General features: G+C 71.9%; 9 protein-coding genes. 1 reads left to right on the top strand and 8 read right to left on the bottom strand.

What is annotated here, in order from left to right:
• Nucleotides 1-265: 265 nt before the first annotated feature.
• From ACWEGE_RS42960 to ACWEGE_RS42930, 7 genes are all read right to left on the bottom strand, one after another.
• Nucleotides 266-514 (bottom strand): hypothetical protein, encoded by a 249-nt coding sequence (locus ACWEGE_RS42960; protein WP_449666262.1) that lies wholly within the window; start codon nucleotides 512-514, stop codon nucleotides 266-268.
• A 54-nt stretch (nucleotides 515-568) separates the two neighbouring features.
• Complete coding sequence (locus ACWEGE_RS42955) at nucleotides 569-1,204, bottom strand: hypothetical protein (RefSeq protein ID WP_449666261.1); 636 nt, start codon at nucleotides 1,202-1,204, stop codon at nucleotides 569-571.
• Nucleotides 1,197-1,616, bottom strand: coding sequence for an acyl-CoA thioesterase (locus ACWEGE_RS42950; RefSeq protein WP_449666260.1), 420 nt, complete (start codon nucleotides 1,614-1,616; stop codon nucleotides 1,197-1,199). The genes ACWEGE_RS42955 and ACWEGE_RS42950 overlap by 8 nt, the downstream gene beginning before the upstream one ends.
• Nucleotides 1,613-6,604, bottom strand: a complete 4,992-nt coding sequence (locus ACWEGE_RS42945) for an NAD-glutamate dehydrogenase (RefSeq protein WP_449666259.1) — start codon at nucleotides 6,602-6,604, stop codon at nucleotides 1,613-1,615. Before ACWEGE_RS42945 ends, ACWEGE_RS42950 begins: the two co-directional genes overlap by 4 nt.
• A gap of 547 nt (nucleotides 6,605-7,151) precedes the next feature.
• On the bottom strand, nucleotides 7,152-10,175 hold the full coding sequence (locus ACWEGE_RS42940; protein ID WP_449666258.1) for a hypothetical protein: 3,024 nt from the start codon (nucleotides 10,173-10,175) through the stop codon (nucleotides 7,152-7,154).
• 16 nt (nucleotides 10,176-10,191) lie between these two features.
• The gene (gene ettA, locus ACWEGE_RS42935) at nucleotides 10,192-11,868 is read right to left on the bottom strand and encodes an energy-dependent translational throttle protein EttA (protein ID WP_449666257.1); all 1,677 of its coding nucleotides are present in this window, start codon (nucleotides 11,866-11,868) and stop codon (nucleotides 10,192-10,194) included.
• Between the two features lie 148 nt (nucleotides 11,869-12,016).
• Complete coding sequence (locus ACWEGE_RS42930) at nucleotides 12,017-14,026, bottom strand: cytochrome c oxidase assembly protein (protein WP_449666256.1); 2,010 nt, start codon at nucleotides 14,024-14,026, stop codon at nucleotides 12,017-12,019.
• Between the two features lie 56 nt (nucleotides 14,027-14,082).
• Here ACWEGE_RS42930 and ACWEGE_RS42925 point away from each other — a divergent pair, with 56 nt between their 5' ends.
• Nucleotides 14,083-14,721: a phosphoglycerate mutase family protein gene (locus ACWEGE_RS42925; protein WP_449666255.1), complete on the top strand. Its 639-nt coding sequence runs from the start codon at nucleotides 14,083-14,085 to the stop codon at nucleotides 14,719-14,721.
• Here the strand turns inward: ACWEGE_RS42925 and ACWEGE_RS42920 are convergent.
• Nucleotides 14,695-15,873 carry a sensor histidine kinase gene (locus ACWEGE_RS42920; protein ID WP_449666265.1) on the bottom strand — a complete coding sequence of 393 codons (1,179 nt, stop codon included), beginning with the start codon at nucleotides 15,871-15,873 and terminating at the stop codon, nucleotides 14,695-14,697. The genes ACWEGE_RS42925 and ACWEGE_RS42920 overlap by 27 nt on opposite strands.
• Nucleotides 15,874-16,036: the final 163 nt, after the last annotated feature.

The following is a 16,036-nucleotide window of genomic DNA, read 5'->3' as shown; positions in this document are numbered from 1 at the left end:
AAGGCGGGAAAGCGTGCCTTGACCCGGCACCACCGGCCGTGTGGGGGCTTCGGATCGGGGCGGTGGGGAGGTCTGGGTGGGGTGCGGGTCTGGCCATCAGCGTCCCGTTCGGGCCGGGGCGGCAGCTGCCGTTCGCGCCGGTGAGGCAGCTGACGCGTTCTGGCCCGGGCGGCAGCTGCCGTTCGCGCCGGTGAGGCAGCTGACGCGTTCTGGCCCGGGCGGCAGCTGACGTTCGAGGGTGCGGCAGCTGAAAGGGCGCGGGAGTTCAGCTGGACTGGTTGCCCGAGCCGTCGTCAAACGCCCCGCTGGCCAGCCACGCCACCAGGGCCGCGGCCTGGAGGTAGGGCGCCGCCTGGGCGGCCGCCCGGCCCGCCGCTCGCGTGCGGCCCCACCTCTCAGGTCTTTCCGCGGGCGATGGTGCCCGCTCGCCCACCGGACGGTCCTGCCGCCAGTGCGGCTCCGAAACGCGGACCTCGTCGAGGAAGTCCGCCGTCGGGTCGTCGTCCGGGGTCACACCAACCAGGGTGCCACCACCCACCGGAAAGCGCCGGTCGCCGTAAGGACTTCGTCAGAACAGCAGCGGCAGCAGCGCGTGCCGGCGCCGCACGATCGCGCCGTACCGGGCGTCCAGGCGCAGCCACGAGTCCGTCGCCGTCACGCGGACCACATCACCGGGGACGTCCGAGTCCACGAAACCCATTCCGGACATCGCGAACAAGCAGCGCATCTGGACCTTGACCTCGACCGATCCGCCGGACACGGTCAGCACCGCCTGGTCCATCAGGGACGCCGGCGGCGTGCCGTGCGGGCCGACGTTGTCCCTGGCCAGGGTCACGCCGCGGTCCGCCAGGTCGGACACCACCTGCGCCGGGAGCTCGTCGACCAGTGGCCAGCGGCCCGGTGACGGCAGCTCGCCGTGCCACAGCAGGTCGCGGGCCGGGCCCGGGTCCATCCGGGGCCCGCCCGCCACGGTCAGCGCCGCCAGGAGCTCGTTGCCGGACACCGTGACGTCGCCGGGCGTCACGTCCCCGGCCACCGCGCGGGTGGCCAGGCACTCGAACGGTGTCGCCGTCCAGGCCTCGACCACGCCGTCGCCGCGCTGCCGCAGGCGGACAGCCGTCTGGCCGTCCAGCCGGACCGCGCGGGCGACGAACGCGCCGAGGGTCTCCCGGTCGGCCGCGTCCGGCACGAACAACTCAGGCATCCGCGAACCCCTGCTTCAGAAACTCCGACTCGGCCGGGGTGAGCCTACGCGGCCGCAGCTCGACCGTGTCGTACGGCGCCAGGACCGTCTCCGCCGTCACCGCCACCGGGTCGTCCGAAGAGGGCCCGCCGCGCACGCGGTAGGCCAGCGTGAAGCTCGCCGCGCGCAGCTCGGTCAGGTCGATTTCGATTCGCAGCTGCTGCCCGGACACCACGATCGGCGCCTTGTAGGCCACCTCCAGCCGGACGACGACGATGCCCTTCGGCAGCTGCTCCAGCCCGGCCTCGACGGCCGCTTCGAACAGCAGCGGGATGCGCGCCTCTTCGAGCAGCGTCACCAGCTTCGCGTGGTTGATGTGGCCGTAGACGTCCATGTCCGTCCAGCGCGGGCGGACGTGTGATACGTAGGTCACCGCACCGTGCTCCGGATCTGGCGGGCCGCCACCGACAGCGTCGCCAGGTCGAGCCGGCCGGACTTGGTGATCTCGTCGAGCGCGACGCGCGCCCGCTGGAGCCGGGACGCGTTGGTCTTCTCCCACTGCGCGATCTTGGCGCCGCCGGACGAGCCGGGATCGCTGTGCCGCAGCGCATCGAGCGTGATCGCGCGCAGCGAGCCGTACACGTCGTCGCGCAACGACAGCCGGGCGAGGGCGTGCCAGCGGTTGCCGCGTTCGAGCTTGCTGATCTCGGTGAGCATCGAGTCGATGTCCAGGTGCGCCGAGAGCGCGTAGTACAGCTCCGCCGTCTCGGCCGGGCTGTGCACGGCGTCCACGCCGATCTGCTGCTCGGCGAGCTCGGCCACCTCGGTGACGTCGAGCAGGCCGTAGGTGTGCAGCAGCAGCGACACCCGGCGGGCCAGCCCCTCGGGCACGTTCGCGGCGATCAGCTCGTCGACGTGCTTCTGCACCGAATCCGCTTCACGGCCGCGCAGCAGCTCGCCGATCTTCGGGACGAGCTTGTCGAGCACCCGCCGGAAGCGCTTGATCTCCGACAGCGGCGCCAGCGGCTGCGGCCGGTTGGTGAGGAACCAGCGCGCGGCCCGGTCGAGCAGCCGCCGCGTCTCCAGCACCATGTTGTTGGCGACGTCGGTGGACACGACGTTGTCGAGCGCGTCGATTTCCTGCCACAGCGTGGGAAGGTCGAACACCTGCGTCACGACCGCGTACGCCCGCACGGCGTCGGTCGCCGTCGCGTTCATCTCCTCCATCAGCCGGTAGACGAACGAGATGCCGCCGCCGTCGACCACCTCGTTGGCGACCAGCGTGGTGATGATCTGGCGCTTCAGCGGGTGCTCCCCGATCGCGTCCGGGAACCGCTCGCGCAGCGGCTTCGGGAAGTACTCGGGCAGCCGCGCCGCGAACACCTTCGAGTCGGGCAGGTCGCTGGCCAGCAGCTCGTTCTTCAGCTCCAGCTTGACGTGCGCGAGCAGGGTGGCGAGCTCCGGCGAGGTGAGGCCCTTGCCCGCCTTCTCCAGCTCGCGGAACTCCGAATTGCTCGGCAGCGCCTCGAGCTTGCGGTCGAACGCACCCGCCGACACCAGCGCCTGCACCTGGCGGGCGTGCACCGAGAGCATCGGTGCGGCGTGCGCCCGGCTGACCCCGAGGACGGCGTTCTGCCGGTAGTTGTCCTTCAGCACCAGCGCGCCGACCTCGTCGGTCATCTCCTCCAGCAGCTCGTTGCGCTGCTCGCGCTCCAGCTTGCCGGTCTGCACGAGGTGGTCGAGCAGGATCTTGATGTTGACCTCGTGGTCGGAGCAGTCGACGCCGGCCGAGTTGTCGAGCGCGTCGGTGTTGATCTTGCCGCCGCTGCGCGCGAACTCGATCCGGCCGAGCTGGGTGAGGCCGAGGTTGCCGCCTTCGCCGAAGACCTTGACGCGCAGCTGCTTGCCGTCGACGCGGATGGCGTCGTTGGCCTTGTCGCCGGCCGCGGCGTGGCTTTCGGTCTCCGCCTTGACGTACGTGCCGATGCCGCCGTTCCAGAGCAGCTCGACCGGCGCCAGCAGGATCGCCTGGATGAGGTCCATCGGCGCCAGCGCGGTGACGCCTTGTCCGAGCCCGAGCGCTTCGCGGACCTGCGGGCTGATCGGGATGGACTTCGCCGTGCGCGGGTAGATGCCGCCGCCTTCGCTGATCAGCGAGCGGTCGTAGTCGTCCCAGGAGCTGCGCGGCAGGTCGAACAGCCGGCGCCGCTCGGCGAAGGACGTCGCCGCATCCGGGTTGGGGTCGAGGAAGACGTGCATGTGGTTGAAGGCGGCGACCAGGCGGATGTGTTCGGACAGCAGCATGCCGTTGCCGAAGACGTCGCCCATCATGTCGCCGATGCCGACGACGGTGAAGTCCTCGGTCTGGGTGTCCTTGCCCAGCTCGCGGAAGTGCCGCTTGACGCTCTCCCACGCGCCCTTCGCCGTGATGCCCATGGCCTTGTGGTCGTAGCCGACCGAGCCGCCGGAGGCGAACGCGTCACCCAGCCAGAAGCCGTACTGCCCCGAGACCTCGTTCGCGATGTCGGAGAACTTGGCGGTGCCCTTGTCGGCCGCGACGACCAGGTAGGAGTCGTCGGCGTCGTGCCGGACGACCCCGGGGGCGGGGACGGTCTTGCCCTCGATGCGGTTGTCGGTCAGGTCGAGCAGGCCGGAGATGAACATGCGGTAGCAGGCGATGCCCTCGTTGAGCTGGGCGTCGCGGTCGATGCTGGCGTCGCCGCTGGGGGCCGGCGGGCGCTTGACGACGAAGCCGCCCTTCGCGCCGACCGGCACGATCACCGCGTTCTTCACCGCCTGCGCCTTGACCAGGCCGAGGATCTCGGTGCGGAAGTCCTCGCGCCGGTCCGACCAGCGCAGGCCGCCACGCGCGACCTCGCCGAAGCGCAGGTGCACGCCCTCGACGCGCGGCGAGTACACGAAGATCTCGAACTTCGGCCGCGGCTCGGGCAGGTCGGGCACGCCGGCCGGGTCGAGCTTGATCGACAGGTATTCGCGAGGCGTCCCGTCGGGGGCCGTGACGTGGTAGTTCGTCCGCAGCGTCGCCCGGATGACGGCCATCAGGCGGCGCAGGATGCGGTCCTCGTCGAGGCTGGTGACCTCGTCGATCATCGCGTTCAGCTCGCCGGCCAGCGCTTCGGTCGCGGACTCGCGGTCGGCTTCGGACAGCTGCGGGTCGAACCTCGCCTCGAACAGGCGCAGGAGCTTGGTCGCGACCTGCGTGTGGTTCAGCAGCGTGTTCTGGATGTAGTCCTGGGAGAACGCGCTGCCGGCCTGGCGCAGGTAGCGCGAGTACGCGCGCAGGACGGCGACCTGGCGCCAGGTGAGCCCGGCGCGCAGGACCAGGCCGTTGAGGCCGTCGACCTCGGCATCGCCCCGCCAAGCGGCCTCGAAGGCGTTCTGGAAGCGGGCGCGCAGCTCGGCGACGGCGTGCTCGTCGGCCTCGTTGAGCATCTTCTGGTCGACGTGCAGGCCGAAGTCGTAGATCCAGCACGCGCCGCCGTCCTCGCGGTGCAGCTCGTACGGCCGCTCGTCGACCACCTCGACGCCCATGGCCTGCAGCACCGGGAGCACCTTCGAGAGGGTGACACCCTCGCCGCGCAGGTAGAGCTTGAAGCGCCGCTCGCCCGGCCCGGCGTCGGCGGGCTGGTAGAACGACAGCGCGAGGTCGCCTTCGTCGGTCAGCGAGTCGAGGGCGCGGAGGTCGGCGAGCGCCTCTTCGGCGGTGAAGTCCTCCTTGTAGCCCTCAGGGAAGACCATCGCGAAGCGCTGGCCCTGCTCGGTGGCCGACTCCTCGCCGACGATCCCGACCGCGACGCCGCCGTCGGCGCGCTCCCGGCGTTCGTCGAGGACGGCTTCGACCATCCGGTCGTCCCAGGTGCGGACGGCGTCGTTGAGCCGGTCCTGGATGTTCAGCGTGTCCGGCTCGAGCCGGCGCGCCGGGTCGGTGTGGACGACGAAGTGCACCTGCGCCAGGACGGTCTCGCCGATCCGCGCGCTGTACTCGAGCTGGGTGCCTTCGAGCTCCTCGAGCAGGACTTCCTGCATCGCCAGCCGCGAGCGCGTGGTGTAGCGGTCGCGCGGGAGGTAGACGAGGCAGGAGTAGAAGCGGCCGTACGGGTCGCGGCGCAGGAACAGCCGCAGCCGGCGGCGGTCGGAGAGCGTGATCGCGCCGGTCGTCGTCGAGTACAGCGAGTCGCTGTCGGCGGAGAACAGGTCGGCGCGCGGCCAGTTCTGCAGGATTTCGAGCATCCGCTGGCCGGAGAACGACTCGATCGGGAAGCCGGCGCGGTGGATGACCTCGCGGACCCGCTTGCAGACGACCGGGATGTCGAGGACGTTCTCGTGCAGCGCGGTGGTGGTGAACATGCCGAGGAAGCGGTGTTCGCCGGTGACGTTGCCCTCGGCGTCGAAGGTCTTCACGCCGACGTAGTACGGGTAGACCGGCCGGTGCACGGTCGAGGGGGCGCTCGCCTGGGTCAGCACCAGCAGCGTGGGCGCGAGGGCGGTGGCGGCGGTGTCCGGGCCGGCGGTGAGGCCGCGGGCGGCGAGGCTGTCCTGGCGCAGCACGCCGAGGCCGGAGGCCAGGACCGCGCGCAGGGCCGGGGCGGTGTGTTCTTCGGCTTCCGGGTGGTCGACCAGCTCGTAGCGGCGGTAGCCGAGGAAGGTGAAGTGGCCGTCGGCCAGCCAGCGCAGCAGGCGGGCGCCCTCGGCGATCTCGTCCTTCGGCAGTTTCGGCGGGTCGTTCTCCAACTCGCTCGCCAGCTGGCAGGCGGTCTGGGCCATCTTGTCGGCGTCCTCGACGACCTCACGGACGTCACCGAGGACGCTGGAGAGCCGGTTGTCGAGCTCGCGGGCGCGGTTGCGGTCGGTGACGAAGTCGATCTCGATGTACATCCACGACTCGGCGGCCGAGTTCGCGGGCGGCTCGGCCGGGTCGGCTTCGGGGTGGACCTCGAGGAGCTCGCCGGTGAGGTCACGGCTGACCACCACGATCGGGTGGACGATCCGCTGCACCTGCACGCCGTCGCGGGCGAACTCCGCGGCGATCGAGTCGACCAGGTACGGCATGTCGTCGGTGACGACCTGCACGACGGTGGCTTCCCGCGCCCACCCGTCTTCGGCGACGGTCGGGTTCAGCAGCCGCACGGCCGGGCGGCCGGGCATCCGGTGCTTGGCCAGCTGCAGGTGCGACCGGACGGCGCCGACCAGGTTGACGGGCTCGTCGCCGACGATCTCTTCGGCCGGGATGTGCCGGTAGTAGAGCCGGATGAGCTCACCGATCTCCGGCGCCAGCCCGGCGGCGGCGTCGATCAGGTCGTCCCTGATCTGCTCCGGGCTGGCCGAGGAGCGCGGCGTGCCGAATTCGGGTTCGGCGTCGGCTCCGGTTCCGGGTAGGGACGAGACTCCGGTCGAGCTCATTTGAGGCAACTCTCCAGTTTGCGTGAGGTGGCACCGTGCCGGTTCGGCGTTGAGCCGGCCACCCCACACTAATGCGCCGCGATCGCGGATCACATGGAGACCCGTGGCCGGGAAACCCTTCCAGGACATGGGATTCGCGGGATCGGTCAAGCTACTGACGGGTTGTCTTGGCCGCGTCGGCGCGGCGCTGACCAGCCGTACTCGCCGGACGTTACCCGGCGTGGGACCAACGTGATCGGTTCAGTTGATCGGCCGCCGCACCGTTCGGCGAACGCTGTCGGCCAGTCGGCGACGCCGGGGTGCGACGGATCCCACTGGGGTCGCACCGGGGCGGTTCGGCGACGGGTAGGGGTGTCTCGGCGACTGGCCGCCGGGTCGGGTGAACCGTCCTGGGGCGGGGTCGCGGACGGCGGCAAAACTGTCGGTGGTCTGCGGTAGCGTGGAAACCGGGGGCGGAGCCCGAACGGCTCGGCCGAGGGCTCCCGGTCAGCCGTGCGGTGCCGGCCGCCGGCCGAACCGGGCCGGCCACCGCCGCAAGCCTCGCGGGTCAGTCGCGCGAACGGTGGCCGCGGGAGTCGGACACCTCGGCTCCGTGGCCGTTGCGACCGTGGCCGTTGCGGCGGCCCGCGTTCTGGGAGTCGAGCTGCTTGACCAGCGCCGCCGCGCTCGCCGTGCCCGCCTGGTGCTCGGCCAGCGCTCGGGCGAGCAGGTCGGCGAGACCCGCGTCCGGCGGGGGCTCGTCCTCCGCGATCGCGCGGGCGTAGCTCTCCGGGAACGGGGCCGTCGCCGGTGTCCAGTGGCCGAAGTCCTCCATCGGCTCCAGCGACGGAGGCATCCGCAGCCGCGGCAGCCACGGCTCCGCTTCGTCGCGGTAGTCCGGCACCGACGGTGGCTCGTCCTCCGGCCGCGGCGGCGGGGCGAGCTCCGGACGGGCCTGCTCTTCGGCGCGCGGGCTGTCCGCGTCCTCCGCCCGCCGGCGGCCCCCGGCGCCCCCGGAGGCCGAGATGCCCAGGCGGTCCAGCACGGACCGCGCGGCCACCGAGCCGTGCTCGGCGTCGTGCCGGGTCGACGGCTGCGGCTCCGGCTGCCGTCCCTCCGCCGCCCACGGCTCACGCTCGGCGGCGGGCTCGGGCGCGAGCGGCAACGCCGGCGTGACACGGGTGGGCGCCGACTCCCGTTCGGCCGCGGTCTCCCGCAGCCGTGCTTCGGCCAGCGCGGCCCACGAGAACTTGGTCTTGCCGGTTTCCACGGACGGCGCCGCCTCGACGGCCTCCCCCGCGGACCGCGCCTCGGCCGGCTCCCGGCGGAAGTCGGGCCCGAGCCGCTCCGGACGCACCTCGGCCGGCTCAGCCCGCTCGACGGGCTCCAGCCGGGATTCCGGCTCACGTTCGGCCGGCCGCGGCTCCGGACTCGTCCCGACCGGCTCCGCACGGAACCCGGGCTCACGCCCCGGCCGCACCTCGACCGCATCCGGCCGCAGCTCGACGGGCTCTGCCCGCTGCGCAGGCCGAGGGGCATCCGGCCGGAACTCGAGCTCGCGCCCCGCCGACCGAGCCGCGGCGGCGTCCGGCCGCTCCTCGGCCGCACCCGACCCGGCCTCCGCCGATCGCCTCGCACCGAACCCGGCACCCGGCTCTACCGACCGGGCATCGACAAACCCAGAACCCGAGCCCGCCGACCGGGCCTCAACGGCCCCGGGCCGCTCCTCTGTCGACCGGGACGCACCGAAACCGGGCCCCGGCTCAACCGTCCGAGCGTCGCCGAAGCCAGACCCCTGCTCCGCCGACCGAGCACCGGCAAAACCAGACCCCGGCTCCACCGATCGAGTCCCATCAGACCCAGCGCCCGGCTCAACCGATCGAGCACCACCGAACCCGGCCCCTTGCTCAGTCGACCGAGCGCCACCGAACCCGGCTCCTTGCTCAGTCGACCGAGCCCCACCAGACCCAGCACCCGGCTCAACCGACCGAGCCCCACCAGACCCAGCACCCGGCTCAACCGACCGGGCATCAACGAGCCCAGGCCGCTCCTCCACCGACCGCCCGGAACGGAACTCCGGCTCCCGCGCCGACCGCGACACAACCGCCCCAGGCCGATCCTCGCGCGCCTCCGGCCGAGCCGAAGCCACCGCCGGCCGCGCCTCGGGTTGCGGCAAGGGCTCGTCCCGCACCGCCGGCATCACCGTCGTCTCGGCGACGTCCGCCGTCACCCGCGGCCGCTCGAACGACCACGCGGGCGCCGGCGGCCGCGGCTCGGGCCGTGACGGCGCCTCTTCCCGGCCGAAGGACCACGCCGGCGTCCGCGGCTCGGGCTCCGGCGCCGGCTCGGCCGCGACGACCGGGGCCGGCCGCGACGGCGCGCTGCTTTCGGCGGCCCGGGACGGAACCGCCTTCAGCACCTCGTCCAGATCGACCGAAGCCGGCTCCCCGCTGCCGAACTCGCCGGCCAGCACGCTGCACGCCTGCCGCCGGGCCCTGGCGTGCAGCTGCTCCGCCGCCCGCGAGCGGTACAGGCACGCGATGGCCTCTTCCGCCTGCCCGAACCGCTCCTGCAGCTGGGCCAGCTCGAGCCACAACCGGGCGGTGATCGCGGACAGCCCGTGCCGGTCCGTGCTCGCCACCGCTTCGCGAACCAGCTCGATCGCCGCTTCGCCCGAACCCGTCGGCAGGTGGACCCGCGTCGCGATGGCCAGCCGCAGCCAGCCCATCGGGGCGACGCCCGCCGCGCGGACCGGCTCGGCCAGCATCGGCTCCGCGATCTCGTACGCCATTTCGGTGTCGCCGCGGTCGAGCAGCGTGCTGACCAGCAGCAACACCAGCCGGATGCGGACGAGGCCGCCGTCGTCGGCCGGGTTGTGGAGCTTCTCCAGGAAGCCGAGGCCGGTGCGGGCCGCGTCGGCCGCCGCCGTCAGGTCTCCGTGCCGCCGCCGGTGGGCGGCCGTGCCGACGCGCAGCAGCGCCCGCACCAGCAGCTGGGTGTCCGCACCCAGCGAGTCGTCGCCGACGACGAGCTTGTCCGCCTCCACCAGCACGCGGTCCAGCTCCGACTTGCGCCCGAGCTGGCCGAGGCAGCCCACCAGGTGGCACAACGCGGCCGCGCGGTGCACCGGCGAGACCACCGGATCGGTGAGCACCGGCCGCAGCGCGGCGAGGCCGGTCAGCGGCACGCCCAGGCTGCGGGCGCAGACGGCGAGGTCGATGCGCAGCCGCGCGGCGATGTCGCCGTAGCCCGCGTGCTCGGCCGCGCGCAACGCCGCGACCGCGCGCCCGACCGTGGCCGGCCGCATGCCGAGCCGGACGCGCGCGGACACGACCAGGCTCTCGGCCCGGATCCACTGTTCGTCGGCTCCGGCGGCCTCGGACAACGCGGCCGCGCGCTCGCCCAGTACCAGCGCGAGTTCGGGCGCACGCAGGTGCAGCGCGTCCGCGCGTTCGATCAGCCTGCCGACTGCGGAGAGGGTTCCCCCGGCATGCGCGGAGCGCCCGCCCTCCGCCGACGTACGCCCCCCAGCGGAGGCGGCGTTCAACGGAGCAGAGAGCGGGCCCGTCCGGTGCTGTTTGCTGGCTTCCACGGGGAAACCCGCCCCCTCAGTCGCGGGTCAGCTTGCGATGGGTGACACGGTGCGGGCGGGCAGCCTCGGCGCCCATCCGCTCCACCTTGTTCTTCTCGTACCCCTCGAAGTTGCCCTCGAACCAGAACCACTTGGCCGGGTCTTCGTCCGTGCCTTCCCAGGCCAGGATGTGCGTCGCGACCCGGTCGAGGAACCACCGGTCGTGGGAGATCACGACGGCGCAGCCGGGGAACTGCTCCAGCGCGTTCTCCAGCGAACCCAGCGTCTCGACGTCCAGGTCGTTGGTCGGCTCGTCGAGCAGGATCAGGTTCCCGCCCTGCTTGAGCGTCAGCGCCAGGTTGAGCCGGTTGCGCTCACCACCGGAGAGCACGCCCGCCGGCTTCTGCTGGTCCGGGCCCTTGAAGCCGAACGCGCTGACGTACGCCCGCGACGGCATTTCGGTCTGCCCGACGTGGATGTAGTCCAGCTCGTCGGAGACGACCTGCCACACGGTCTTCTTCGGGTCGATGCCGCCGCGGTTCTGGTCCACATAGGACAGCTTGACCGTCTCGCCGATCTTGACGTCGCCGGCGTCCGGCTCCTCGAGCCCGACGATGGTCTTGAACAGCGTGGTCTTGCCGACGCCGTTCGGGCCGATCACGCCGACGATGCCGTTGCGCGGCAGGTTGAACGACAGGCCGTCGATGAGCACCCGGCCGTCGAAGCCCTTCTGCAGCTTTTCGACCTCGACCACGACGTTGCCCAGCCGCGGGCCCGGCGGGATCTGGATCTCTTCGAAGTCGAGCTTGCGGTGCTTGTCCGCCTCCGCCGCCATCTCCTCGTAGCGGTCGAGACGCGAACGCGACTTCGTCTGGCGCGCCTTCGCGTTGGACCGGACCCACTCGAGCTCGGTCTTCAGCCGCTTGGCGAGCTTCGCGTCCTTCTTGCCCTGGACCTCGAGGCGCTCGCGCTTCTTCTCCAGGTACGTCGAGTAGTTGCCCTCGTAGCCGACGACGCGGCCGCGGTCCAGCTCCATGATCCACTGGGCCACGTTGTCGAGGAAGTACCGGTCGTGGGTGACGGCGAGGACGGCGCCGGCGTAGCGGGCCAGGAACTGCTCCAGCCACAGGACACTCTCGGCGTCCAGGTGGTTGGTGGGCTCGTCGAGCAGCAGCAGGTCGGGCGCCGACAGCAGCAGCTTGCACAGCGCGACGCGGCGGCGCTCACCACCGGAGAGGTGGGTGACGCCTTCGTCCGGCGGCGGGCAGCGCAGCGCGTCCATGGCCTGCTCGACGGTCGAGTCGAGCTCCCAGGCGTCGGCGTGGTCCAGCTCCTCCTGGAGCTTGCCCATCTCCTCGAGCAGCTCTTCGCTGTAGTCGGTCTCCATCAGCTTGAGGACCTCGTTGTAGCGGTCGAGCTTGGTCTTGATCTCGCCGAGGCCCTCTTCGACGTTCTGCCGGACCGTCTTCTCCTCGTTGAGCTCCGGCTCCTGCATGAGGATGCCGACCGAGGCGCCGGGCTGGAGGAACGCTTCGCCGTTGCTGGCCTGCTCGATCCCCGCCATGATCTTGAGAACGGTGGACTTACCGGCACCGTTCGGCCCGACCACGCCGATCTTGGCGCCGGGGTAGAACGCGGTGCTGACGTCGTCGAGGATGACCTTGTCCCCGACGGTCTTGCGCACCTTCTTCATGGTGTAGATGAACTCGGCCATACCCACGATCGTAGAGCGCGCTTGATCGCGCCTCGACGGCGGTCACCGTCGGACTACCGAAAGTCAGCCCGAGATCACGGCGAGAGTACCGAAACGGCCGTTTTCCCGGCAGCCGGACGGCGGCTCAAGCTCAACCGGACGTCGAGACTCAGTCCGCCCGCTTGCCCTCGGCGAGGTTCTTCAGCATCGCGTTGTAGGCGTTCAGCTCTTCGTCGCCCGTTGCCGCTTCGCGCCGGTCACGCCGCTTCGCCTCGCGCTCGTCCTGACGCGACCACTGCACCAGCAGCGCGATCAGCACCAGCAGCACCGGCACCTCGCCGGCCGCCCACGCGATGCCGCCGCCGAGCCGCTGGTCGGCCAGCAGGTCGGTGACCCACGGCAGGTGCAGCTGGCTGTAGAAGGCCTGCCCGATGACCGTCTGCTTGCTCATCAGGATCACGCCGAAGAAGGCGTGGAACGGCATCGCGGCGAACATCATGCCGAGCCGGCCGAGGTACGGGATCCGCCGCGGCGACGGGTCGACACCGATCACCGGCCAGTAGAAGACGTACCCGGCGAGCAGGAAGTGCCCGTTCATCGCCAGGTGCGCCCAGTGGTACTGCAGCGCGGTGTCGAACAGGCCGGAGAAGTACAGCGCGTAGAACGAGCCGACGAACAGCAGCAGCGCGACCACCGGGTGGGTCAGGAACCGCGACACCGGGGAGTGCACGAAGGCGACGAGCCACTCGCGCGGCCCGGGCGGGGCGTCCTTGCCCGCGGCCGGCAGGGCGCGCAGCGCGAGGGTCACCGGCCCGCCGAGCACGAACAGCACCGGCGCCACCATCGACAGCAGCATGTGGTTGCCCATGTGGACGCTGAACATCGCGGGCGCGTATCGGCCGACCCCCGACGACGTCGCGATCAGCAGCACCACGCAGCCGGCGATCCAGGCGACCGTGCGGCCCACCGGCCAGGTGTCGCCGCGGCGCAGCAGCCGCTGGACCCCGGCGAGGTACAGGCCGCCGAGCACCAGCGCGACGGTGCCGTACACCAGGTCGAAGCGGGTGTCGAAGAGCAGCCGCCACACCGTCGGCGCGCCGTCGAGGTCGTAGCCGATCAGCAGCTCGGTGGTGGACGGCTGGGTGATCGCGTCCGCCGGCGGCGGCGTCCTGGCCAGCCCCGACGCGATGCCGATGGTGACGAACATGATCAGGATCTCGACCGAGGCCAGGCGCAGCAGCTGGACACCGCCCGTGCCGTTCTTGAGGTTCGCGACGCCCTTTTCGCGCTGCTGGTGGCCGAACACCCCGAGCAGCAGCAGCGCCACCGTCTTGGCCACGACGAGCAGGCCGTAGTCGGTGGTGAACAGGTCGTTGAGGCCGATCCGGACCAGCGCGTTGACCGCGCCGGAGAGCGCCATCACGATCCAGCAGACCAGCGCGAGCTTCGAGAACCGCTGCGCGGCCAGGCTCAGGTGCCCCCCGCGCCGGTACCCGAGCGCCAGCAGGGCGACCAGGCCGCCGACCCACAGCGCCGCGGCGACCAGGTGGAACAGCAGGCTGTTGGTGGCGACGTCGTGCGAGCCGCCGCTGGCGGAGTGCCCGGTGACGGCGACCGGGACCAGCCCGCCGACGGCCAGGAAGAACAGCACCGCCGTCCAGCCCCAGGACAGCGCGAGCCGGCAGCCGAGCGCGACGAGGATGGCGATCAGCGCCGTCCACAGCCACGCCTTCGGCTGTTCGATGGCGCCGACGAGGTCGAGCAGCGTCTGCGGGTCCAGGACGTCCCCGAACGGCTTCCCGGCGGTGTCGGCGGCCGTGAAGGCGACCGAGAGCAGGGCCGCGGCGAACCACACCCAGGCGGCGATCCCGGCCGCGCGCAGGGCGCCGTAGCCCTCGGGGCCGAGCGTCCCGGACTTCTGCGGCGGCACCAGGAAGGCGGCCAGCAGCAGCGACCCCACGCAGATCACCGACGCGCATTCGGACAGCACGCGCATGACGGTGATGCCGTACTTGGTGACCAGCCCCGGGTCGGGCAGGCCGGCGATGACGTAGCCGGCCCCGCCGGTGAGCGCGATCAGGCCGATCGCGACCACCGCGGCCAGCAGGACACCGACCGCGAGCAGGGGCAGCACACTGGCCCGGCGCTGGGTGGGCACGTCGGATTTCGTGGCGGACACGCCCCTGAGGGTATGCCCCGGCCCGGTCAGGCCCGTGTGACGGGCAGGATGGCGCCGTGAAGATGATCCTGCTGCGGCACGCCGAGTCGCTGGGCAACGTCGACGAGCTCGCCTACACGCGGATCCCCGACCACGCGCTGCCGCTGACCGAAAAGGGCAGGCAGGAGGCCCGGGCGGTGGCGCCGGAGATCGCGCGGCTGCTCGACGGCACGCGGCCCGCGGTGTACGTCAGCCCGTACCTGCGCACGCGGGAGACGTTGCGGCTGCTGGACATCCGGGCGTCGTGCGAGCGGCTGGTCCAGGAGCCGCGGCTGCGCGAACAGGACTGGGGCAACCTGCAGGACCCGGCCGACCAGGAGGTCCAGAAGGCGCGGCGGCACGAGTTCGGGCACTTCTTCTACCGGCTGCCGTTCGGCGAGTCGGGCGCGGACGTCGACGACCGCGTCGCGGCGTTCCTGTCCGACCTGCGCCTGCGCGACGAAAGTCACCCGGAGACGGTGCTGATCGTCTCCCACGGGCTCACGCTGCGGCTGCTGTGCCGCCGGTTGTTCGGCTGGAGCATCGAGCTGTTCGAGTCCCTCTCCAACCCGGCCACCTGCGAATACCGCGTCCTTTCCGAATCCGGCGGCAAGTGGGCGCTGGACCGCCCGTTCGCCCAGTGGCGCGACTCACCCGACGGGGAAACCCAGCTTTAGCGGCGCGGTCAGCACGACGCGGGTGCCGTGGCCGGGCACCGAGTCGATGCGCGCGGCGCCGTCGATCTCGGCCATCCGCGCGTGGATCGAGTTGTCGATGCCGAACCCGGCGCGGCGGGCGCCGAGGTCGAAGCCGGTGCCGTGGTCGCGGACGGACACCGTGACGACGCCTTCGCGCTCTTCGAGGCACACCACGGCCTTCGCGGTCCTCGCGTGCTTCAAGGTGTTTCGCAGTGCTTCGCGGGTGGCGTCGTGGAGGGCGTTGACGACGGCTTCGGGGACGTCAGTGGGCTTCGCGAGCACGACGAGGTCGACGCGGAGCCCGTCGGCCGTCATCTCGACCGCCAGCGCGCCGAGGCGGTGTTCGAGCCCGCCCGGTTCGGCCGGCGCGTCGCCGTCGAGGCTCAGCCGCAGGCGCAGGGCGTGCGCGCGGGCGGTGCGGCGGACCTGGTCGAGGCTGCCGCGCGGGTCGAGCGCGTCCCCCGGCGCCGGCAGCGCGAGGGACTCCATCACCTGCAGGACCGTGTCGTGGACGTCTCGGCGGTGCCGCTCCCGCTCGGCGGCCCGGCCGCGCTGCTCGCCCAGCCCGAGCGCGAAGCGCATGGACCCGGCGACGAGCAGGACGATGGCCAGCGCCGTCGCCGCGGCCGCGACCAGGGCGAGCAGGATCCACGTCGCGGGTGCCGACGTGCCCGACACCGCGGCCATGCCGTACCGCAGGAGCAGTGCGCCGACGATCGCGACCGCCCCGGCGGGCGCGCCGCGCAGCAGGGTCCAGACCATCACCGTGCCGATGATGTTCGGCCACGCCAGGGTCAGCAGCTCGGGTGAATGCGCCGCGAACACGGCCGCGGCGAAGCTCGTTATGAGCGTGTACGCGGTGTCGGCGCCCAGAACCGGCCGGATCCCGGTGGCCCGGCGGAAGACCCAGGCCACCTCGAGGAGGTTCGGCACCAGGTAGAGGGCGATCGCGATCCAGAGCACCGGCGCGCTCAGTGGGCCGCCGGACCACACGAACTGCAGGAACAGCGCCAGCCGGAACGCCACCGGCACCAGCACCAGCCGCGGCACGGCGTCCCGCACGAGCGTCGGCCCCGTCCCGCCGAACCGCCCGCCCTGGCCGGCGAGCGCCCCCGCGCCGCCGAGCAGCACAATCCTCACGACGTCCTCCCCGGATCAAGGCCCCTACCCTGATCAGCCGACCTGAAATTGAAACGTCGCCGTATTCATTTCAGTTTACCGACGGGGTTCAGCTTGCCTCGCGCACCAGGAGACTGTCAACGCCCGACCCGTGGCGGAAACGCGGTTCGCGGCA

Source organism: Amycolatopsis sp. NPDC004747 (assembly GCF_053601335.1).
This window is presented reverse-complemented; position numbering and strand designations above follow the sequence as displayed.

Excerpts from the sequence above, each read along its gene's own strand:
- ettA (WP_449666257.1), bottom strand. The coding sequence starts at position 11,868 with ATGGCCGAGTTCATCTACACCATGAAGAAGGTGCGCAAGACCGTCGGG.
- ACWEGE_RS42945 (WP_449666259.1), bottom strand. The coding sequence starts at position 6,604 with ATGAGCTCGACCGGAGTCTCGTCCCTACCCGGAACCGGAGCCGACGCC.
- ACWEGE_RS42955 (WP_449666261.1), bottom strand. The coding sequence starts at position 1,204 with ATGCCTGAGTTGTTCGTGCCGGACGCGGCCGACCGGGAGACCCTCGGC.